Here is a 20,395-nt window from a genome sequence, read left to right on the forward strand (position 1 = left end):
TCAAGATGCCGGGACCGGAGTCCAGATCACGTCCTCGATCTTCTGCGCGCCGGTCGCCAGCATCACCAGCCGATCGAAGCCGAGCGCGATGCCGCTGGCCTGCGGCATGATGGCCAACGCGGCGAGGAAGTCCTCGTCCAGCGGGTAGCGCTCACCATAAACGCGCTCTTTCTCGTCCATCTCGATGACGAAGCGCCGGCGTTGCTCGGCCGCGTCGGTCAGTTCGCCAAAGCCGTTGGCGAGCTCGACGCCGCAGCAATAGAGCTCGAAGCGTTCGGCGACGCGCGGATCCCTCGGGCTCGGCCGCGCCAGTGCCGCCTCGGCGACCGGGTACTCGCAAAGAATGGTCGCGCGGCCGAGGCCGAGATTGGGTTCGATCTTTTCCACCATCACGCGGCTGAACAAATCGGCCCAGCTGTCGTCAGGCGCGGTGCGCAGACCGGCCTGGATCAGAGCGGCATGCAGCGCGTCCCGGTCCGTGCCGCCATCGGGCGCGACCGTGGCCAGCAGATCGATCCCGGCGTGGCGGCTGAAGGCGTCCGCCACGGTCAGCCGCTCCGGTTCGGAAAACGGATCGCAGTCGCGGCCCCTGAAAGAGAAGTGCGTGGCCCCTGCCCGTGTCGCGGCCAGCGCCAGCAGATCGGCGCAGTCGCGCATCAGGCTTTCATAGGTCTCGCCCACCCGATACCATTCGAGCATGGTGAATTCGGGATGATGCAAGGGACCGCGCTCGCGGTTGCGGTAGACGGCCCCCAGGCTGAAAATGCGCTGCTCCCCCGCCGCAAGCAGTTTCTTGCAGGCGAATTCCGGCGAGGTGTGGAGATAAAGCGGCGAGCGGGCGCCATCCGGCCCGACCGCTTCGGTGGCGAAGGCCGCCAGATGCGCCTCGTTGCCGGGCGAGACCTGCAGCGCCGCCGTCTCCACCTCAATGAAGTCGTTGCGGGCGAACCAGTCGCGCAAGGCAGCCGTCATCCCGTTGCGCAGCATCAAGCGCGGACGGCGGTCGGCATGGACATGCGGCGTCCACCAGGGCGACGCGGCGGTCATCAGCGCGCTTCGGTTCGCCGAGGGGGCTGGCGGTTCGCGCCAAGATGCGCTAGGCCCCCATCCAGCGCCGCGCAAGCCGGCAAACGCCAGTCAACTCTCGCAGGATTTAAAACCGTGGTGAAAGTCATCGCCAGTTCGCTCCGCAAAGGCAATGTCGTCGACAAGGACGGCAAGCTTTATGTGATCCTCTTCGCCGAAAACATCCACCCCGGCAAGGGCACGCCCGTGACGCAGCTCGATATGCGCCGCATCGGCGACGGGGTGAAGGTGTCGGAGCGCTACCGCACCACCGAACAGGTGGAGCGCGCCTATGTCGAGGAGCGCGAGCACACCTTCCTTTACGCCGATGGCGAAGGCTATCACTTCATGAACCCGGAAACCTACGACCAGGTGGCGGTGTCTGAAGCCGTGGTCGGCGACGCGGCGCCCTATCTGAAGGAGGGCATGCCGGTGCAGGTGTCACAGTTCAACGGCATCGCGATCGCCCTGGTGCTGCCGCAGCGCGCCACCTTCGAAGTGGTCGAGACCGAGCCGACGACCAAGGGCCAGACGGCATCGTCTTCCTACAAGCCGGCCGTGCTTTCCAATGGCGTGCGCACCACCGTGCCGCCGCACATCGCGCCTGGCACCCGCGTCGTGGTGATGACGGCGGACGGGTCCTATGTGGAGCGGGCGAAGGACTGAGCGAGGCGGAGGCATTGTTGCCGCCTCGGCATGATGCCCCGCCGACACGGCACAAAGTAGCCTCGCAGTCTCGCTGACCGCGATCACGACCTGGCTGGTGTTCTTGTCCTTTTTGCCTCGACGTTGGCGGAACGCCGTTCAATTGCGACCTCCACCTCCCGCTTCAGCCGATCCTTGATTTCAACCGTCTCGCTCATCAGGGCCTCGATCTTCAGGAAATCGAGGACGCGGTATTTCGACACCGCCGGGCGGACCAGTATGTCGGGCTGGCACTGTTTCAGCTTGTTGGCGATGATCGACTGCATCATCAATTGCGTGGCGCCGAACATCAGGTCGACGGAGGTCGGCTGCTTGCGGTCGGCCTCTTCCGGCGCGCCAACCACGTCGACGCCGATGATGATATCGGCATCCTTCTCGATCAGGTCGAAGGGCACGGGGTTGTAGATGCCGCCGTCGATCAGCAGCCTGCCGTCGCGCGTCACCGGACGGAAGACGGCAGGAATGGCGGCAGAGGCCGCAAGGGCGGAATGCAGGTCGCCATCGTCGAACACGGCGAGCTTGTGGCCGAAATAGTCGGTTGCTGTCACCTTCAGCGGGATTTTCAATCCGGCGAAGGATTCGGGAATAGCCTCGGGCAGAAACGCCTTCAGGATGCGCTCGACATTGAACTGGCTGACGCGGATGCCATTTTGCATGGCCTCCGCGATCGTGCCCGGCCGCGCCCGCCACATGCGGCTCGCCACCTCGGCACGGCGGCCGAGGATCGAGCGGGCATAGTCGTGGATATCCTTGCCGGTCATGCCCGAGGCCATGCCGGCGCCCATGATGGCGCCGATCGACGAGCCGGCTATCGCCACCGGCTTGATGCCGAGCTCGTCCAGCGCCTCGATGACATGGATATGCGCCAGACCGCGCGCGCCGCCACCGCCGAACGCTATGCCGAAAGTGGGGCTCATCCCTTGCCGGCTCCCGCCAGCGGCGGCCCGACCACCATGATGGTCGGCTCGGTCGTCAGCAGCTTCTTCGCCGCCGCCTTGACCTGATCGATCGTCACCGCGTTGATATAGCCGGCCCGGCGCTGCATGTAGTCGATGCCGAGATCGTCAATCTGCAGCTCGACAAGCGTGGCGGCGATAGAACTCGACGAATCCAGATTGCTGATCGCATAGGCGCCGATCAGATATTTCTTGGTCGCCGCCAGTTCGGCTTCGGTCGGGCCATCCTCGGCCAGGCGCTTGGCGACGTCGCGCACGATAGCGAGCGTCTCGGCCGCGCGATCGGAGCGCGTCCCAGTGGTGACGATCAGCGCATTGGCATGGTCCTGGTTGACCAGAGAGGAATTGACGCTGTAGGCGAGCCCGCGCTTTTCGCGCACCTCCTGGAACAGGCGCGAGGTGAAAGTTCCACCGCCGAGGATCTCATTCATCAGCACCGCCGGGAAGAAATCCGTCGCCTTGCGCTTCACGCCCGGCCAGGCGAGCTGCAGCGATGTCTGCGGCAGGTCGTAATTCACCTCGATATGCTGCGCCAGCTTGGGCTCGACATCGGCTACAGGAGCGAGCGCCTGGTCCCGCGGCAAGTCGCCGAACACCATGTCGAGCTTCTTCTTCAGGGTCTCGGGGTCGATGGCCCCGACCACGGCGACATGCAGGCCGCCGCGCGCGAACACCGCCTTGTGCAGGGCCTCGAGATCGGCCTGCGTGACGGCGGCGATGCTCTGCCTGGTGCCCTGGTCGGAACGCGAATAAGGGTGGTCGCCATAGACGGCGCGCGCCCACCGGTTCTGCGCCACCGTGTCGGGATCGTTCTCGTTGGCGATGATGCCGGACAGGACCTGCGCGCGGATGCGGTCGATCGGCGCCTGGTCGAAGCGCGGCTCATTGACCGCCAGACGCAACAGGTCGAAGGCTTCGTCGCGCTGTTCGGCCAGCATGCGCATGGAACCGTAGATGCCATCGCGGGTCTCGTCGAAGCTCATTTCCGCCCCGGCATCGTCGAGCTTGATCTGGAAGGCTTCCGAGTCGAGCGGGCCGGCACCCTCGTCGAACAGGCCGGTCATCAGGTTGGCGAGACCTTCCTTCCCCACCGGATCTTGCGTCGAGCCGCCGCCGAAGACGAAGCGGACGGCGACCACCGGCACGGAATAGTCCTCGACCAGCCAGGCCGTGACGCCTTTCGAGGAGGTAACGGACTGGATCTCCATGGCGCGGGCGGCAAGTGCCGGCAGAACCAGGAAGAGGACGGAGAGGAAGAAGGTTGCGAGGGCGTGGAGGGCCTTCCCTTCTCGCACGAGGGGAGAAGGGGGAGCCTGGCGGGGCGACGTCAACGCGCCGCTAAACTGGTTCGTCATCATCAATTCCCCGCCTGTTGCTGCGGCAAGAGATAGCCGGTCGTCGAGCGGGCCAATACCAGATAGCGCGCGGCAACGGCCTTGACCTCGTCGGTGGTGACCTTGCGGATGCGGTCCGGCCATTGCTGCACGTCCTGGACGTTGCCGCCGGTGGCAAGCGTCGAGCCATAGATGTTGGCCATGGAATCCTGCTTGTCGCGAGCAAAGATCATCGACCTGACGTAGCGGTCCTTGGCTTTTTCGAGCTCGTCCGGAGTGACGCCGTCGCTGGCGATGCGCACCACTTCCGCATCGACCGCGGCTTCGACGTCGGCCAGCTTGGCGTCACCGCGCGGCGCGCCGTAGACGGTAAAATTGGTGTCGTCGAGCATGGTGCCCTGGAAGTACGCACCGGCGCCGGAAGCAATGCCCTGCTTGACGACAAGGGCCTGGTAAAGCCGGCTGCGGTTGCCGCCGCCGAGGATCTCGGCCAGCAGATCGAGCGCTTCGGCCTCGCCCGGCTTGGCAGTGTGATAGGAGGGCACGACCCATTGTGTCGAGAAACTCGGCACGCTGACACGAGCGTCGGAGAGCGTGACCGTGCGCCTGGTGTTCTGCTCCGGCTCGACCGGACGGACGCGCGGCGGCAGGTCCGGCCCGCGGGCCACCTTGCCATAAGTCTTTTCGGCCAGCGCCTTCACCGTGTCCGGTTCGACATCGCCGGTCACGATCAGCACGACGTTGTTGGGCCGGTAGTACTTGTTGTAGAACGCGACCGCGTCGGTGCGGTTCAGCTGCTCCATCTCCTGCATCCAGCCGATGACCGGGATGCGATAGGGCTGGTTCTGCCATAGCGTGGCATCGACCTCTTCGTCGAGCACGGCCTGCGGGTTGTTGTCGATGCGCGAGCGGCGCTCCTCCAGGATGACATCGCGCTCGGTCTTGATGACGTCGTCGGTGAGGATGAGGTTGCGCATGCGGTCGGCTTCGAAGCTCATCATCAGCTCGAGCGCCGACGGCGCCACCGTCTCGTGGAAAGCGGTGTAGTCGTAGGAGGTGAAGGCGTTGTTGGATCCGCCAATGTCGGATACGGCGCGGTCGAACTCGCCGGCCGCGTGGTGGGCCGTGGCCTTGAACATCAGATGCTCGAAGAAATGGGCGATGCCGGATTTGCCCGGCGGCTCGTCGGCGCTGCCGATCTTGTACCAGACCATGTGGGTGACGATCGGCGCGCGATGATCGGGAATGACGACCACTTCCATGCCGTTGTCGAGCAGGAAGTCCGTGACCTTGAACTCGGCCGGCACTGTGCTTGGCAATACGGGGCCGTCCGCCAGGACGGGGGCGGTCATGAACAATGCCAGCGACGTCGCCAGCAGCGTGGCCCGCAGCCATTCAGTCCTTGATGTCATCGATGGCTCCGGTTTCATGCAGCGACGATAGGCAAGGCGCTGGCGACAAGCAAAGTGAATTGTTGGTCATGTTGCCGGCAAAGGCGGCGGCAAAGAGGCCACGGCTGAAAGCAGGCGTGTCAGGCAGCCTCGATGAAGCGGATCACGGTCTCGCCATAGTTGCGCTCATCAAGCACGGAAAAGCCCGGGCCTGGCTCGAAGGGAACCACCGCCGTCTCCTCGACCACACAGAGTGCGCCTGGCCGCAGCCAGCCGCCGGCCTGGGCCGACCGCAGGGCTTGCTCGCCAAGGCCCTTGCCATAGGGCGGATCGGCAAAGACCAAGCCGAACGGCGCCAGCGTGCCCGCCTCGCCAAGGCCGGTTGCGTCGCGGCGGAAGATCTTGGTGCGTCCGGTCAGGCCGAAGGCTTCGACATTGTCGCGGATCAGACCACGGCCCTCGGCCGATTCCTCGATGAAGACGCCATAGGATGCCCCGCGCGACAGGGCTTCCAGGCCAAGCGCGCCGGTGCCAGCGAACAGGTCGAGCACGCGCGCGCCGTCCAGTTGCCCGGCAAAGCGATGCGCCAGAACGTTGAAGACGGCCTCGCGGGTGCGATCGGTCGTCGGGCGGATGGCGCTGCTGCGGGGCGTCGCCAGCGGACGCCCGCGAAACTCACCGCCGACGATTCTCATCTTGTCCGGGGGCCCTTGGGACCGCCGCGCGGCCGCTCGCCGCCACCGGCGCCTCCTGGACGTTCGCCACGCGGCTTGCCGAACGGTTTCGCGCCACCTGGCTTGCCGGCGAGCTTGCCATAAGACGGCTTGAACGAGGCCTTGCGTGCCTTGTTCTCGGCCGCCATGGCCGCATCGGCCTCCGCCCTGCCCTTGCCGATCGGCCGGGCTCCCGGCGCCATCCAGACATTGGCCTTGCGCTGGCCGGGCGGCTCGATCGGCCGTTGCTCGCGTTCGGGTTTCTTGCCGCCGCCACGAGGCTTGTCACCGAATCCACCGCGCGGCTTGTCGCCAAAACTTCCACCCGGCTTATCGCCAAAGCCGCCGCGCTCCGGTCGCGGACCGCGATCGCCGAAGCTCTTTTCTGGTCTCTCACCCCTGTCGGGGCTCGTCGACAGTTTGCCGAGCGCCTCGTCGCGGCTGCCTTCCCGGCGTTTGCGGTTCTTGATCAGCCCACCCTCGCCGATCGGCCGGCGCTCGCCGTCTCGCGTAAACTTCGGCCGTTCGGGCTCGACTTCTCGGACTTCGGTACGCCGCACCGGCTGATTGGAAAACGGTTTTGTTATCTCGGCGTCGAAATTGGCGCCGGATTCCTCGACCAGGCGCTCGCCGAGCTGGTCGCGCAGCACCCGGCCCTTGATCTCCAGAACATGGCCCTCGGCGAGATCCTCGAGCTGGAACGGACCGTAGGAGATGCGGATCAGCCGCGTGACGTCGAGGCCGAGCGCGCCGAGGATGTTCTTGACTTCACGGTTCTTGCCCTCGCGCAGACCGATCGTCAGCCAGGCGTTGGAGCCCTGCTCGCGATCCAAGCTGGCTTCGATGGCGCCGTAGAAGACGCCGTCGACGGCAATGCCTTCGCGCAGGCCGGCGAGCGCGCTTTCCTCGATCTTGCCATGAACGCGCACGCGGTAGCGGCGCAACCAGCCAGTGGCCGGCAGTTCGAGTACGCGCGACAGGCCGCCATCATTGGTCAGCAGCAGCAGGCCTTCGGTGTTGATATCGAGGCGGCCGATGGTCATCAGCCGCGGCAGTTCGGCGGGCAGCACGTCGAAGACGGTCTTGCGCCCTTCCGGATCGCGGTTGGTGGTGACGACGCCGGCCGGCTTGTGGAACAGGAACAGGCGCGTGCGTTCGATCGGCGGGATTTCCATGCCATCGAGATGGATGATGTCATTGGGCATGACGTTGAACGCCGGCGAAGCCAGCACCTTGCCATTGACCTTGACGCGGCCGGCGGCGATCAACTCCTCGGCGTCGCGGCGCGAGGCGAGCCCGGCGCGTGCCAGCCGCTTGGCGATGCGCTCGCCGGCTTCTTCCGTTGCTTCGGCAGGCCGCGAGCGCGGCTTGAAGCCGCCGCCAGACGCGCCTTGCCGCCGATCACCGAAATCACGCTTGGGTCTGTCGCCGCCAAAGTCACGCTTTGGACGGTCAGCGAAATCCCGCTTCGGACGATCTCCGAAATCACGCTTGGGACGGTCGAAGCGCTTTTCACCGCCCTCCGCCGATGCAGAAACCGGACGGTCGCCACGCGGCGCGTAGGGCTTGCGTGGTCCCTCGCGCTTCTCATAGGGCTTGCGTTCGCCTTCGGCTGCCATCGGGCGGTCGCCGCGCGGCGCGTAGGGCTTGCGTGGTCCCTCACGCTTTTCATAAGGCTTGCGCTCGCCTTCGGCCGCCATCGGGCGGTCGCCACGCGGCGCATAGGGCTTGCGCGGGCCTTCGCGCTTTTCATAAGGCTTGCCTTCGGGGCGCGGTCCCTTGCTGAATGGCCTGTCGCCGCCCTTGAAGTCCCGCTTCGGCCGGTCGCCGTCGGCGGCCATCGGCCGATCGCCACGTGGCGCATAAGGTTTTTTCGCAGCAAAGGACGGCTTCCCGCCCTTGCCGGCATCGCGGCCACGTGCACCTGCCGATTTCGGGCCACTCCTGCCCGGGCCGGCTTTGCGCGGAGATTTCTTGTCGTTGTCGTCCATGTGGCCTTTGTCCGTTTGCGCTGCTACAGCGTGGCGCATCCGTTCGGCGCGCAACGAACGCTGTAGCACTTTTGATTTGGCGCATGATCATTTCCGAAAATCGAGTCCGATTTTTCGGGTTGATGCGCTCCATAACAGGATCACCGCCGGGTGGCGAGGATATAATGGGAAGACAAACCCCTTGAAGAGGCCGGATTTCATGGCCCTGGCCCTAAAAGAGGCCGAAGCGGCAGCCTTGCGTGGCGAAGTGCCGGTCGGCGCGGTCATCGCCAATGGCGGCGCGGTTATTGCCAGTGCAGGCAACCGCACGCGCGAGCTTGCGGACCCGACGGCCCATGCCGAGATGCTGGTGATCCGTGAAGCCTGCGGCAAACTCTCGAGCGAGCGGCTCACCGGCCACGATCTCTATGTCACGCTGGAGCCCTGCGCCATGTGCGCCGGGGCAATTTCCTTCGCCAGGCTGCGCCGTCTCTATTTTGGCGCGGCCGACGAAAAGGGCGGCGCCGTCGTCAACGGCGTGCGCTTCTTCGCCTCTCCGACCTGCCACCACACGCCCGACATCTATCCGGGCATGGCCGAGACCGAAGCAGGCCTGCTGCTGAAGGATTTTTTCAGGGGACGTCGAGACTGAGCCAAGGCCGCCGCAAGACCTGGGCGACTTGTTCTTACTGCAACCAGTCGAACCAGCCGCCCTTCTTGCCCTCGGCCTTTGCCTTGAGAGCGCGTTCTTTCTTGTACTCGTCTTCGCCGAGTTCGTTCTGCGGCGCGGCATCGGAGGCGACACGGTAGGCCAATGGCGGCTCGCTGAGGTATTTACGCGTGTTCGGATCGCCCTGCTTGCTCTCGGCAAGGCGGCGTTGGATCTCGGCGGCGCGGCCCTTGTCGGAATCGGCGGGTTTCCACGCCGGCGGGTGGCTGGATCCTGATTCCTCCATCGCCCTTTTCACCGAAGCCGGATCCGTCTGCACGTCATCGACGATCTCCGACTGGTAGGCCGGATCATTCTGGTGTGCGGTGGCGTCGGCGCGCAGGCGCGCGCGGCGCTGCTCGGGCGATTCGGGCCAACCGGCGTTTGCCGTCTGGATGCTTTCCTGCGGGGCAGGCAGCGCTTCCTTCTGGCCAGGTGCCGGCTTCACCAGGGTGGGACGTGGCTTGTAGTCGATCGGGTCCTTGCGCTTCGGCGCGAAGGAAACGGCGCCTGTAAGATCGCCGGCCAGCTGCTCGGCGGCGGTCTTGTCGGTGCCGTAGGTCGGAGAGCCCATGCAGCCGGACAAAGCGAGGCCCGATGCGACAAGCGGCGCCAGCAGCGCAAGGCGCGCGTTATATCTTTCGGTCATGCCAAAAAGTCCCACTCTAGACAACCTCTCGATCGCACCGGCCTTGTGTCCGGTCCCCATCGTGCAAGCACTTGCGACGGAAATCCGGCGACAATTTGTCTTCCGGAGTTTCGCGTGTTTACCTCAACCGCTCGTTAAGGGCAACGCACGGGCGGGTTTGCACCCGCGCGGCGTGGCATTTGTGCACTTCTTTGGGCGACAGGCACTAGAGCCTTCCCAGCGCTTTCAATTCGTGCAGCACCGCGGCATCCCGTGCCGAAACATCCGGAAACTCGGAATCCTGCCCGACATCGGCGGTGTAGCGCCAGGAACGCGCGCATTTGACCAGGCCGCGATCGTCCGCTTTCTCGACGACCACTGCAACGCCCTTGACATCATCGAGGGCGAAGGCGGTTCGCGGCGCCTCGCCATGGGCAATGACGAGATCGCTGGTGATGGCCATTTCAGCCATGTCGACGTCCGATATCGCCGCCTCGAGCGCCGCGTCGTTGATCGTGACCACGGGGACGGCCTCCAGCGAGGAGCCGATCACCTTCTGGGCACGCGCAATCTCGAGCGCGCCGGTGACGACGCGGCGCACCTGCCTGACCTTGCGCCATTTCTCCGCCAGCGCCTCGTTCCTCCAACCCGCCGGGATTTGCGGGAACTGGTCGAGATGCACCGACATCGCATCGGGATGACGCTCGAGCCACGCCTCCTCCATGGTGAAGGGCAGCATCGGCGCCAGCCATTTCACCAGGCAATCGAAGAGATGGCGCACCACCTGGACCGAGGCCTTGCGCTTCACGCTCGACGGGCCGTCGCAGTAGAGCGCGTCCTTGCGGATATCGAAATAGAAGGCCGACAGCTCGACCACCATGAAATCGAGCAGTGCGCGCGTGATGCGCTTGAACTCGAAGGCGTCGTAGCCCTGGCGTACCACCTCGTCGAGTTCGGCCAGCCGGTGCAGCATCAGCCGCTCAAGCTCCGGCATCGTCTCCAGGGGAACGACCTCACCATCGTCATGGGCGAGCGTGCCCAGCATCCAGCGTATGGTGTTGCGCAGCTTGCGATAGGCGTCGATGTTGGTCTGCAGCACGTTCTTGCCGAGGCGCTGGTCTTCCCAATAGTCGGTCGTCACCACCCAGAGCCGCAGGATATCGGCGCCGGACTGCTTGATCACATCCTGCGGCACGACCGTGTTGCCGAGCGATTTCGACATCTTGCGCCCATCCTCGTCCATGGTGAAGCCATGGGTGACGACGGTGTCGTAAGGCGCCCTGCCCCTGGTGCCGCAACTTTCGAGCAGCGAGGAGTGGAACCAGCCGCGATGCTGGTCGGAGCCTTCGAGATAGACGTCGGCCGGCCACTTCAGGTCGGGCCGGTCTTCCAAGGTGAAGACATGTGTCGAGCCCGAATCGAACCAGACGTCGAGAATGTCCATCACCTGCTTCCATTTGGAGGCATCGTGATTGCCGAGGAAGCGCTCCTTGGCGCCGGGCGCGAACCAGGCGTCGGCGCCTTCCGCCTCGAAGGCGTCCATGATGCGGCGGTTGACGGCCTCATCCTTCAGCACATTGCCATCCTCGTCGGCGAAGACGGCGATCGGCACGCCCCAGGCGCGCTGGCGCGACAGCACCCAGTCCGGGCGCTCCTCGATCATGGCGCGAATGCGGTTCTGGCCGGCGGCCGGGACAAAGCGCGTCTCGTCGATGGCCTTCAGCGCGCGGCCCCGCAGCGTGGTGCCGTCGCCGAGGTCCTTGTCCATGTAGACGAACCATTGCGGCGTGTTGCGGAAGATGACCGGCTTCTTCGAACGCCATGAATGCGGGTAGCTGTGCTTCAGCCGGCCGCGCGCGAACAGCGCATTGCGCTTGATCAGCTCATCGATGACCGCCTGGTTGGCGTTGCCCTTCTTGCCATTGTCGTCGATCACGCGCGCGGCTCCGCCTTCGCGGTCAGGGCCGAGGCCCGGCGCGTCCTTGGTGAAGAAGCCGGCATCGTCGACGGTGAACGGGATTTCGGTGTCGATGCCACGTTGGCGCAGCGCGGGCGCGGCGTCCATCCAGGCATCAAAGTCCTCCCGGCCATGGCCGGGAGCGGTGTGCACGAAGCCCGTACCGGCATCGTCGGTGACATGGTCGCCGGCAATCATCGCAACCGGGAATTCATAGCCACCACCGAGGCCCTTGAAGGGATGCGAAAGCACAAGATTTCCAAGCTGTTCGGTGCTGATGCCGTGAAGACGCTTCAAGGTGACCTTGGCCTTGGCCTGGCTTTCCTCTGCCAGCGCATCGGCAAAGATCAGCTTCTCGCCTGGCTGCGGGCCAAACGCATTCTCGGCCGCCGTCACCTCGTAGAGGCCGTAGGCGACACGCGGCGAATAGCTGACGGCGCGATTGCCCGGGATGGTCCACGGCGTCGTCGTCCAGATGACGACATGAGCATCCAGCAGGTCAAGCGACCGACCGCTCAGGTCCGGATCGAGCTCCGCCGGCTGCCCGTCCACCACACTGGCGACGACGAGATTGGCCACCGGAAACTTCGCCCAGATCGTGTCTGACTCGTAGTCCTGGTACTCGATCTCGGCCTCGGCGAGCGCAGTCCGCTCGACGACGCTCCACATCACCGGCTTGGAACCACGGTAGAGCTGGCCGGACATGGCGAACTTCAACAATTCACCGGCGATGCGCGACTCGGCGTGGAAGGCCATGGTCGTATAAGGGTTCTTGAAGTCGCCGATGACACCGAGACGCTGGAACTCTCCACCCTGCACCGAGATCCAGTGCGCGGCGAATTCACGGCATTCCTGGCGGAATTCGTTGACCGGCACCTCGTCCTTGTTCTTGCCCTTGGCGCGGTATTGTTCCTCGATCTTCCATTCGATCGGCAGGCCGTGACAGTCCCAGCCGGGCACATAGTTCGAGTCATAACCGCGCATCTGGAATGAGCGGGTGATGACGTCCTTGAGGATCTTGTTCAGCGCGTGGCCGATATGGATGTTGCCGTTGGCGTAGGGCGGACCGTCATGCAGCACGTATTTTGTGCGCCCCGCCGCGCTCTCGCGCAGCTTGCGGTAGAGGTCCATGTCCTGCCAGCGCTTGACCAGCACCGGCTCCTTCTCGGGCAGGCCGGCGCGCATCGGAAACTCCGTCTGCGGCAGATAAAGGGTCTTCGAATAGTCGATCGTCGATTGGGTTTCGTCGGTCATTGGTCTGCCATGTGCATGCCGGGCCACGTGGCTTGCGGCGTGAAACTCTATTTTACACGCATGCCGTTCCCAAAAAGGGGCCCACTCGGGGCGACATGCTTTGATGATCTGGAAAAGCGCGAGAGGCCGCGCGCAATATTCCCGGCGGCTCCTACAGCCTTCAGGCTGCTGGGAACACCGGGCTGGTAATTCGTATCGTCGGCGCGTGAAGGCGCAAAAAGCTCGTCATTGCTGGGCTTTTAGCGGAGAAGAGCGCAGGAATAAAGCGTCTCGTTCGATTCGCTTACATCTTGAAGTCGAAGCGGTAGGTGGTCGACACGCCGACCATGAACTGGTTGCGGTCGCCACGCTCCCTGACCAGGCTGGAATCGGCGGCCGGCCCCTCCAGGCGCGAATATTCGCCAAACAGGCTGGCAGTCATCGGATCGGTCACCTTCCAGGTCACCGCGCCACCGAGGCCGACGGATTTCAGGCCGCCGCCGGGATTGTACTGGCTCAGGCCCGAAGCCACGGCTTCCTGCGCGTTGACACCGTAATAGGCATCGAAATAGTTCGCCGAGGCGAACGACACGCGCGGGCCACCCGAGATCCTGACGGTTGGCGTCAGGTCGTAGAAAGCATCAGCGGCGATGTCGGCGACAAAGCCGTTATGGGCTCGGATGCCATGCCGCAATTCCGCGCGCGCGCGCATCCAGTCCGTCGGATAGAATTCGAAGAAGCCGCCGACCTCGCCGCCCCAGCGGACCGGGTCGAGCCCCCTGAGCTCGTCGGCATCGCCGTCGTCGCGCGAGAACAGGAACTTGCCGGTCAGGCCTGCACGGACGCCGCCGTCGTCGACAAGCGCCAGCGAAATATTGTCGTTGCGTGAGGTGAAGCGAGCCGCAGGGCCGGCCTTGCCCAGCGAAATGATGGGCTGGGCGCTCAGCATGTATTTCTTGCCGCCTTCGAAATTGGGCGCCACCAGGCCGGTCGCGCCGACCGTCAGATACCAGTCGCCGGACAGCCAGCCGAAAGCGCCATCACCGGCTTCGGCCGCGCCTGACATGGCGAGCACGACAGTAGCCACGGCTACAGAAATCTTCCCGACCTGACTCATGGTCACTCCACTAACACGATACAACTGCCCTGCGGCGACAGCTTTGACGAGGCTTTGGTAAAATTTGATTTAAGGGCGAGACATCCAGCGCGCATTGCCTGCACCATCGCGCCCGCCATCGGCTGGACGCGGGTCGGCGCCGAGGGTAACCTCCCTGCATGCTGGCGGTCCTCTATGGAGGTGGCGACATGACCTTGCACGGCGATACTCTGAAGAACGCGATCGGCCAGACGCGTGACAAATGGGGATGGTTCATCGGTCTGGGCGTGGTGCTGCTGATCCTCGGCGGTGTAGCCTTCGGCAATCTGTTCATCGCCACGGTGGCTTCCGTCTACGTTGTCGGATGGCTGATGCTGGTGGCCGGCATCATCGAGATCATGCATGCTTTCGGGGTCAAGACCTGGGGCCGCTTCTTCTACTGGCTGCTCAGCGGACTGCTTTATGCGGTCGCAGGGTTCTTCGCTTTCGACAATCCGTTACTCGCCTCGGCGGTGCTGACCTTCCTGCTGGCCATCGCGCTCGTCGCTTCCGGCGCGCTGCGGGCCTGGGTCGGCTACAGCCACCGTCCGGAGCGCGGCTGGGGCTGGATTGTCGCGGCGGGCGTCATCAGCGTGCTCGCGGGCCTGATCATCGCCATGGGCTGGCCGGTCAACAGCCTGTGGGTGCTCGGACTGTTCCTGGCGATCGACCTGATCTTCCAGGGCTGGACCTTCATCGCCGTCGGCCTTGCGTTGAAGAAATAGGAACTCGTTTCCCCTTTCGGGATCATGCTTCAGAACGCCACCGCGGCGTCCAGGCCGGAGAGCGGCTTGACGCCGCCAAGCAGCGCGCGGGCCTCGGCTTCATCGCGCTTCATCTGCACGACCAATGCGTCGAGCCCGTCGAACTTGATCTCGCTGCGCAGGAAGCCGAAGAACGACACCTCGCAAGTCTCGCCATAGAGATCGCCGGAAAAATCGAAGACGAAGGTTTCCAGGAGCGGCGCGCCATTGTCGTCGACGGTCGGGCGGCGGCCAAAGCTGGCGACGCCGTCGTGCAGCGTACCGTCCGCGCGACGGAAGCGGACGGCGTAGATCCCTTCCTTGAGCGTGGCTTCCGCCGGAAGCCTCATATTGGCTGTGGGAAAGCCGAGCGTTCGCCCGAGTTGCTGGCCGCCGACAACCTCGCTTTCCACCGTAAAGCGATAGCCAAGCAGACCGGCGGCCTCGGCCACCTCGCCCTTGCAAAGCAAGGCACGGATGCGGCTCGACGAAACCACCTCGGCGCCTTCGTCGCGAAAGGCGTCGACGAGGGTAACACCGAAGCCGTGGCGCTCGCCGGCAGCCATCAGATAAGCCGGCCCGCCCTGGCGGTCCTTGCCGAAATGGAAATCGAAACCGGTCACGGCGTGGGTAATGCCCAGCGCCCTCTCCAGCACATCGGTGACGAAGGCTTCCGCCGACAGCGAGGCGAAGTCGCGCGTGAAGGGCTGCTCGACGAGCGCGGCAAAGCCCAGCAGCGACAGGAGGCGCGCCTTCATCGGCGGCGGCGTCAGCACGAAAAGCGGCAGATCAGGCCTGAAAACCGTTCGCGGGTGCGGTTCGAAGGTCAGCACCAGGGCCGGTACGCCACGCCGCACGGCCTCCGCCAATGCCCGTTCGAGCACGGATTGATGGCCGCGGTGGACGCCATCGAAATTGCCGATCGCGACCACGCCCCCTCGCAGATCGGCGGGCAGCGGCGCGGTTGTCGTAAGATGCTGGAACGCGACCATTGCCACCTACTGCAGTCTTGCGATCACGGCCACCGGACGATAGCCGTGCCGCTCCAGGAAGAGCCCGAGCTTTGCCGGATCCGGTCGGGATGGATCGCCATAGTCGCGGGCATGAATGCCGCCAGAGACATAGAGGACGTCGAAACCATTGTCGGCCGCGCCCTTGACGTCGGTCATCATGCCATCGCCGATTGCCAGTATTCGCGAGCGCTCAACCGACCGGCCGAGGATCTCGGCCACCTCCTTCATCGCGACCTCGTAAATCGGCGCATAGGGTTTTCCGGCGATCAGCGTGCGACCGCCGAGCTGCGCGTAGTCGCGCGCGAGCGCGCCGGCGCACCAGATGATCCGTTCGCCGCGTTCCACCATGATATCGGGATTGGCGCAGATGAACGGCAGGTTCCTGGCGCGCAACCGGCGCAGCAGTTCCGTATAGTCGTCGGGTTTTTCGACCTCGTCGTCGAACAGTCCGGTGCACACGACGCCGGTGGCCTCGAACTCCTCAACGAGTTCGACATCGAGGCCGTCATAAAGGGTCAGATCGCGGTCGGCGCCGATGTGGAAGACCTTGCGCGGGCCTTCCGCGATCAGATCACGGGTCACGTCGCCCGAGGTCACCACACGGTCATAGGCTGATGGCGGGACGCCGATCACGCTCATCTGCGCCACGACATCGGCGCTGCGGCGCGGCGAATTGGTGATCAGAACGACAGGAGTGCCGTCCGCCCTTGCCGCTGCCAGCGCAGCCGCGGCAGCCGGAAAATGCCATTCGCCATTGTGCACCACCCCCCAGACATCGCAAAGAATTGCCGAATAGGCTTTCGAGACGTCTTCGAGCGAGCCGACGATTTCAGGCGAATCCGCCATGCCGTTTCCTTCAGTATGATCGTTGCGGTTACAGCGGCCGACGGTTCCCCGCGGCCGGTTCGAATTATCCGAACCGGCCCATGCTGTCACCAGCTTTCGCCTTGATCGGCGCGAATTGCGGCGCAAGCCGCGGCCTTGATTGGTTAGCGGTTGGTGAAGCGCCGACCAAGCAATAGAGCGGTTTCCCAAACCCGTCCTTCAGCGTTTTGTGGAAAGCTGGCGCCGGCCGAGAATCCGTCGGCGGGGGCCGCTGCAAGCATGTTTGAAATCTGGCGTCAGTTCCGCCGCGACAGGCGCGGCAACTATGCTCTCATGACGGCTGTGGCGATGGTGCCGCTGATGGGCGGCCTGGCGATCGCGGTCGATTTCACGGAAATGAACCGTGAAAAGCAGATGGTGATGAACGCGCTCGACGCCGCCAACTTCGCCACGGCCCGCCGGCTGACGGAAGGCGCCACCGACGATCAGCTGAGAGCCTACGCGCTCGACTTTTTCAACGCCAATTTGAACGACATCGATCCCGCCAGCGCGACGCTCAACGTTACCTTGCCGAGCAACACCAGCGGCGGCGGCCTGCTGACCATGACCGCCCAACTTAATTACAAACCCTATTTCTACCCCGCCTTCGCCCAGTTCGTCGGCAAATCGGTGACCGATGCCAACCAGAGGCTCAGCTTCAACGTCACCTCGCAAGTCCGGCTGAAGAACACGCTGGAGGTTGCCTTGGTGCTCGACAATTCCGGATCGATGGTCACGCCCGGCACCGGCTCAGGACAAATGCGCATCGATCTGCTCAAAACAGCGGCCAAGCAACTGGTCGACACGCTTGCCCAGCAGGCCGCGATGATCAAGCAGGTCGACAGGCCGGTGCAATTCGGCCTCGTGCCCTTTGCCGCCTCCGTCAATGTCGGCCCCGGCAACGGCAACGCCTCGTGGATGGACACCGAGGGTCTGTCGCCGGTATCGAACGAGAATTTCGACTGGTCGACGCTGAACGGCGCCAACAAATACGCCCAGCAGACCAACGGCATCTGGTACAAGCGCGGCACCGGCTGGGGAACCGAGGAAGGCCAAATGCTGACCCGGTTTTCGCTTTACCGCGACATGAAGGTCGTCACCAACCACGAGCGTATCGTCAATAGCAAGCGCGTGGTCTGCGACGCATACAATTCGAACAACACCTGCAAAAGCAGCCACAACGAATATGACTATGTCGATTCCTACGGTCCGTTCGCCAGTTGGCAAGGCTGCGTCGAGGCACGGCCCTACCCTTACAATATCAACGACGCCACGCCGTCCGGTGGCTCGGCCAACACCGGCATCGGCGTCGGCGATCCGGCAACGATGTTCGTGCCGATGTTCGCGCCCGACGAACCCGGCAATCACTGGAAGCTCACCCAGGACCCCGACGAGGCCGCACCGGTAACTTATGGTGCCATCAACAGCTGGTGGAACGACGATCCATCGAGCAGCAGCGGCCAATCGCGGCTGCGCAACATGGCCAAATATTTCCAGCCGCGGCCGATCGATGCGCCGGCGCTGCCCGCCGGCAACGGGCCGAATTACAGCTGCACCACCAACCCGATCACGCCGCTGACCGACGTCAGCGTCGCCGACGGGCTCACCTCGATCAAGGCGGCGATCGACCTGATGCAGCCGAATGGCGGCACCAATGTTCCCGAGGGCATGGCCTGGGGCTGGCGGGTGGTCTCGAGCGGAGAGCCGTTCACGCAAGGGCGCCCGGAAGCCGAAAGAGGCAACGACAAGGTGGTGATCGTGCTGACCGACGGCGCCAACACCTATTATACGCCATCCTCGCTGGGCTATTCCGACCCCGCCAATTCGAAATCGACCTACGCCTCCTTCGGCTACCTCAACCCCGGCTACAACGGCACCTCGGTCGGACGCCTGTTCATGGGCACATCGAGCGCCATCGGTCAGTTCGACTATTCGAACGGCAACTACACCAATGCCCTCAACGAGCAGATAGCCACGCTCTGCAACAACGCCAAGGCAGCCAACATCATGGTAATGACGGTGGCGCTCGACCTGTCGACGACCAGGGCCAGCGACAAGCTGGCGATCGATGCGCTGAAATCCTGCTCGTCGAATTCACGCTTCCGCAAGGATGCGACCGATCCGAGCAAACCGGCGAAGCTGTTCTGGAATGCGACCGGCGCCAGCCTGGCAAACGATTTCAAGGAAATCGGCAACGAGCTGTCGAACCTGCGCGTGGTCGGCTAACCCGAGTTCGTTCCACTGGCGCAACGCCCGGCGCCGTCAAGCCCTTGCGGGCGCCTGCCGTGGCAGGCACAGATTGGCCGTTCGCATGGTCTCTCATCCATCGCGGCAGGCTGGGGAACGAACAATGCCCGATACCGCCAACCATCTCGCCTTCGCGCTGGTCTGCCTCGGCATGGTGCTGACGCCGGGTCCGAACATGATCTATCTGATCTCGCGCTCACTGTCGCAAGGGCCCAAGGCCGGACTGATCTCGCTTGGCGGCGTTGCTGTCGGATTCCTGTTCTACGTGCTGTCGGCCGCGTTCGGCATCACGGCGCTGCTGATCGCGGTGCCCTATGCCTATGATGTGCTGCGCTTTGCCGGCGTACTCTACCTCTTGTGGCTGGCCTGGCAGGCCGTAAAACCGGGCGGACGCTCGCCATTCCAGGTGCGCGACCTGCCGAAGGACCGGCCGCGCAAGCTGTTCGCCATGGGATTGATGACCAATCTGCTCAATCCCAAGGTGGCCGTTCTCTATCTGTCGCTGCTGCCGCAGTTCATCAGCCCCGGCAAGGGCCATGTCCTGTCGCAGCTTCTGGTGCTGGGCGCGACGCAGATATCGATCAGCCTCAGCGTCAACGCCGTCATCGCGCTGACGGCCGGCTCGATCGCCACCTTCCTCGCCGGACGCCCGCTGTGGCTGGTCATCCAGCGCTGGATGATGGGAACCGTGCTGACGGCGCTGGCGCTGAAGATGGCGACTGACGCGCAGCGCTGAAGCGTCACATCGGCCGGCGCGGCGGCCGGATCTGGGCCGGCTCGACCACCTTGCGGTAGAGATGCCAGGTCGCGTGGCCGAGGATCGGCATGACGACGGCGAGACCGGCAAACAGCGGGATCGAGCCGATCACCAGCAGCACCGCGACGATGAGGCCCCATAGCGCCATCTGCAGCGGATTTGCCATGACCGCGCGCGCCGAGGTCTCTATCGCCGAAACGGCGCCGACATCCCGATCGAGCAGAAGCGGAAAAGCAACGACCGTGGTCGCCAGCACAACCACCGCGAAGACCAGGCCGGCCGCGTTGCCGAGAAGGATCAGCCTCCAGCCCTTGCTGGTCGTCAGCACATCGCGCAGGAAGGCCCCGACCGAAGCCGGCGGCTCGCCGCCGAAAAGGCTGGTGTAGATCGACTGCGCCGTGAACAGCCACAACAGGAACAGCGCGAACAGCATGATTCCGATAACCGCTATCGAGGGCAGCGCCGATGAATGGCGAACATCGAGCGCATGCCGCCAGTTGGTGTTCATGCCGAGCTCGCGCCGGCGGCTGATCTCATAGAGTCCGATCGCGGCGAACGGCCCGACCAGGGCAAAGCCCGACATCAAGGGATAGACGAGCTGGATGGCATTGGAGCCGGACGTCCACTGCGTCAGGATCAGGCCGGCGACCGGATAGATCAGGCACAGGAACACGTAATGCGAGGGCTTGGCCCAGAAGTCCTCGGCGCCAAGCCTGAGCGCGTCCCAGAGGTCCGCCGTGGAAATGCGGCGGACCGCTGGTTGCACATGCATCCCGTACGCGTCCGCCATGACATGAAAGCCGGCCATAACCTTCCTCCGTTTTTCTCGGGGGGCGGTCACCGCCTAGGGTGGCTGCCCGTAGCTGCCACTTGAAGAACGCTCGCATGATAGCCGATCTTCCCGGGATTGTCGCCGCGTCTCATAAGGTTTGCTGAGCGGTCATCGTCTGGCGAACCACTGAGTTCATTTTAGAA

General features: G+C 64.3%; 17 protein-coding genes. 5 read left to right on the top strand and 12 right to left on the bottom strand.

Translation table 11 applies throughout. From position 1 onward, the window contains the following. Nucleotides 1-1,047 carry an EF-P lysine aminoacylase EpmA gene (gene epmA, locus LB555_RS04935; protein WP_140824533.1) on the bottom strand — a complete coding sequence of 349 codons (1,047 nt, stop codon included), beginning with the start codon at nt 1,045-1,047 and terminating at the stop codon, nt 1-3. A 114-nt stretch (nt 1,048-1,161) separates the two neighbouring features. On the opposite strand from epmA, the gene efp reads away from it, so the two are divergent. Continuing rightward, complete coding sequence (efp, locus tag LB555_RS04940; protein WP_015318353.1) at nt 1,162-1,731, top strand: elongation factor P; 570 nt, start codon at nt 1,162-1,164, stop codon at nt 1,729-1,731. Nucleotides 1,732-1,814: 83 nt separating this feature from the next. Here efp and LB555_RS04945 read toward each other — a convergent pair whose 3' ends face one another. From LB555_RS04945 to LB555_RS04965, 5 genes are all read right to left on the bottom strand, one after another. Continuing rightward, nucleotides 1,815-2,687 (bottom strand): patatin-like phospholipase family protein, encoded by an 873-nt coding sequence (locus LB555_RS04945; protein ID WP_140717647.1) that lies wholly within the window; start codon nt 2,685-2,687, stop codon nt 1,815-1,817. Further along, nucleotides 2,684-4,081: a M16 family metallopeptidase gene (locus tag LB555_RS04950; RefSeq protein ID WP_224682379.1), complete on the bottom strand. Its 1,398-nt coding sequence runs from the start codon at nt 4,079-4,081 to the stop codon at nt 2,684-2,686. Before LB555_RS04950 ends, LB555_RS04945 begins: the two co-directional genes overlap by 4 nt. 2 nt (nt 4,082-4,083) lie before the next feature. Next, nucleotides 4,084-5,472: a M16 family metallopeptidase gene (locus LB555_RS04955; protein ID WP_224682380.1), complete on the bottom strand. Its 1,389-nt coding sequence runs from the start codon at nt 5,470-5,472 to the stop codon at nt 4,084-4,086. Between the two features lie 119 nt (nt 5,473-5,591). Beyond that, nucleotides 5,592-6,146, bottom strand: coding sequence for a 16S rRNA (guanine(966)-N(2))-methyltransferase RsmD (gene rsmD, locus LB555_RS04960; protein WP_140874381.1), 555 nt, complete (start codon nt 6,144-6,146; stop codon nt 5,592-5,594). After that, nucleotides 6,143-8,155, bottom strand: coding sequence for a pseudouridine synthase (locus LB555_RS04965; protein WP_224682381.1), 2,013 nt, complete (start codon nt 8,153-8,155; stop codon nt 6,143-6,145). The genes rsmD and LB555_RS04965 overlap by 4 nt, the downstream gene beginning before the upstream one ends. A 181-nt stretch (nt 8,156-8,336) precedes the next feature. Here LB555_RS04965 and LB555_RS04970 point away from each other — a divergent pair, with 181 nt between their 5' ends. After that, nucleotides 8,337-8,786, top strand: coding sequence for a nucleoside deaminase (locus LB555_RS04970; RefSeq protein ID WP_041163474.1), 450 nt, complete (start codon nt 8,337-8,339; stop codon nt 8,784-8,786). Nucleotides 8,787-8,820: 34 nt separating this feature from the next. On the opposite strand, the gene LB555_RS04975 is transcribed toward LB555_RS04970, so the two are convergent. The 3 genes from LB555_RS04975 to LB555_RS04985 all read right to left on the bottom strand — a co-directional run bounded on the left by LB555_RS04975 (nt 8,821) and on the right by LB555_RS04985 (nt 13,778). Continuing rightward, entirely contained in the window at nt 8,821-9,492 is a 672-nt protein-coding gene (locus tag LB555_RS04975) for a hypothetical protein (RefSeq protein WP_015318360.1), read from the bottom strand. A gap of 205 nt (nt 9,493-9,697) precedes the next feature. Next, nucleotides 9,698-12,682 (bottom strand): isoleucine--tRNA ligase, encoded by a 2,985-nt coding sequence (gene ileS / locus LB555_RS04980; RefSeq protein ID WP_224682382.1) that lies wholly within the window; start codon nt 12,680-12,682, stop codon nt 9,698-9,700. A 283-nt stretch (nt 12,683-12,965) separates the two neighbouring features. Further along, on the bottom strand, nt 12,966-13,778 hold the full coding sequence (locus LB555_RS04985) for a MipA/OmpV family protein (protein WP_015318362.1): 813 nt from the start codon (nt 13,776-13,778) through the stop codon (nt 12,966-12,968). Between the two features lie 188 nt (nt 13,779-13,966). Here LB555_RS04985 and LB555_RS04990 point away from each other — a divergent pair, with 188 nt between their 5' ends. Continuing rightward, on the top strand, nt 13,967-14,521 hold the full coding sequence (locus tag LB555_RS04990) for an HdeD family acid-resistance protein (protein ID WP_224682383.1): 555 nt from the start codon (nt 13,967-13,969) through the stop codon (nt 14,519-14,521). Between the two features lie 29 nt (nt 14,522-14,550). Here LB555_RS04990 and LB555_RS04995 read toward each other — a convergent pair whose 3' ends face one another. Next, nucleotides 14,551-15,531 (bottom strand): bifunctional riboflavin kinase/FAD synthetase, encoded by a 981-nt coding sequence (locus tag LB555_RS04995; RefSeq protein ID WP_224583201.1) that lies wholly within the window; start codon nt 15,529-15,531, stop codon nt 14,551-14,553. 6 nt (nt 15,532-15,537) lie between these two features. Then, complete coding sequence (locus LB555_RS05000) at nt 15,538-16,398, bottom strand: TIGR01459 family HAD-type hydrolase (RefSeq protein WP_140720939.1); 861 nt, start codon at nt 16,396-16,398, stop codon at nt 15,538-15,540. A 258-nt stretch (nt 16,399-16,656) separates the two neighbouring features. Here LB555_RS05000 and LB555_RS05005 point away from each other — a divergent pair, with 258 nt between their 5' ends. Continuing rightward, entirely contained in the window at nt 16,657-18,642 is a 1,986-nt protein-coding gene (locus LB555_RS05005; protein WP_224682384.1) for a TadE/TadG family type IV pilus assembly protein, read from the top strand. Between the two features lie 124 nt (nt 18,643-18,766). Continuing rightward, nucleotides 18,767-19,399, top strand: coding sequence for a LysE family translocator (locus tag LB555_RS05010; protein ID WP_015318367.1), 633 nt, complete (start codon nt 18,767-18,769; stop codon nt 19,397-19,399). Between the two features lie 4 nt (nt 19,400-19,403). On the opposite strand, the gene LB555_RS05015 is transcribed toward LB555_RS05010, so the two are convergent. Continuing rightward, nucleotides 19,404-20,228, bottom strand: a complete 825-nt coding sequence (locus tag LB555_RS05015) for a DUF2189 domain-containing protein (protein ID WP_015318368.1) — start codon at nt 20,226-20,228, stop codon at nt 19,404-19,406. Between the last annotated feature and the right edge of the window lie 167 nt (nt 20,229-20,395).

Origin of the sequence: Mesorhizobium sp. BR-1-1-10 (genome assembly GCF_020165595.1) — a bacterium.
Lineage (GTDB): Bacteria > Pseudomonadota > Alphaproteobacteria > Rhizobiales > Rhizobiaceae > Mesorhizobium > Mesorhizobium australicum.

What these genes read in the sequence shown, in the direction of transcription:
- epmA (WP_140824533.1), bottom strand. Translation starts at nt 1,047, where the DNA reads ATGACCGCCGCGTCGCCCTGGTGGACGCCGCATGTCCATGCCGACCGC.
- LB555_RS04945 (WP_140717647.1), bottom strand. Translation starts at nt 2,687, where the DNA reads ATGAGCCCCACTTTCGGCATAGCGTTCGGCGGTGGCGGCGCGCGCGGT.
- LB555_RS04950 (WP_224682379.1), bottom strand. Translation starts at nt 4,081, where the DNA reads ATGACGAACCAGTTTAGCGGCGCGTTGACGTCGCCCCGCCAGGCTCCC.
- LB555_RS04955 (WP_224682380.1), bottom strand. Translation starts at nt 5,472, where the DNA reads ATGACATCAAGGACTGAATGGCTGCGGGCCACGCTGCTGGCGACGTCG.
- rsmD (WP_140874381.1), bottom strand. Translation starts at nt 6,146, where the DNA reads ATGAGAATCGTCGGCGGTGAGTTTCGCGGGCGTCCGCTGGCGACGCCC.
- LB555_RS04965 (WP_224682381.1), bottom strand. Translation starts at nt 8,155, where the DNA reads ATGGACGACAACGACAAGAAATCTCCGCGCAAAGCCGGCCCGGGCAGG.
- LB555_RS04975 (WP_015318360.1), bottom strand. Translation starts at nt 9,492, where the DNA reads ATGACCGAAAGATATAACGCGCGCCTTGCGCTGCTGGCGCCGCTTGTC.
- ileS (WP_224682382.1), bottom strand. Translation starts at nt 12,682, where the DNA reads ATGACCGACGAAACCCAATCGACGATCGACTATTCGAAGACCCTTTAT.
- LB555_RS04985 (WP_015318362.1), bottom strand. Translation starts at nt 13,778, where the DNA reads ATGAGTCAGGTCGGGAAGATTTCTGTAGCCGTGGCTACTGTCGTGCTC.
- LB555_RS04990 (WP_224682383.1), top strand. Translation starts at nt 13,967, where the DNA reads ATGACCTTGCACGGCGATACTCTGAAGAACGCGATCGGCCAGACGCGT.
- LB555_RS04995 (WP_224583201.1), bottom strand. Translation starts at nt 15,531, where the DNA reads ATGGTCGCGTTCCAGCATCTTACGACAACCGCGCCGCTGCCCGCCGAT.
- LB555_RS05000 (WP_140720939.1), bottom strand. Translation starts at nt 16,398, where the DNA reads ATGGCGGATTCGCCTGAAATCGTCGGCTCGCTCGAAGACGTCTCGAAA.
- LB555_RS05005 (WP_224682384.1), top strand. Translation starts at nt 16,657, where the DNA reads ATGTTTGAAATCTGGCGTCAGTTCCGCCGCGACAGGCGCGGCAACTAT.
- LB555_RS05010 (WP_015318367.1), top strand. Translation starts at nt 18,767, where the DNA reads ATGCCCGATACCGCCAACCATCTCGCCTTCGCGCTGGTCTGCCTCGGC.
- LB555_RS05015 (WP_015318368.1), bottom strand. Translation starts at nt 20,228, where the DNA reads ATGGCCGGCTTTCATGTCATGGCGGACGCGTACGGGATGCATGTGCAA.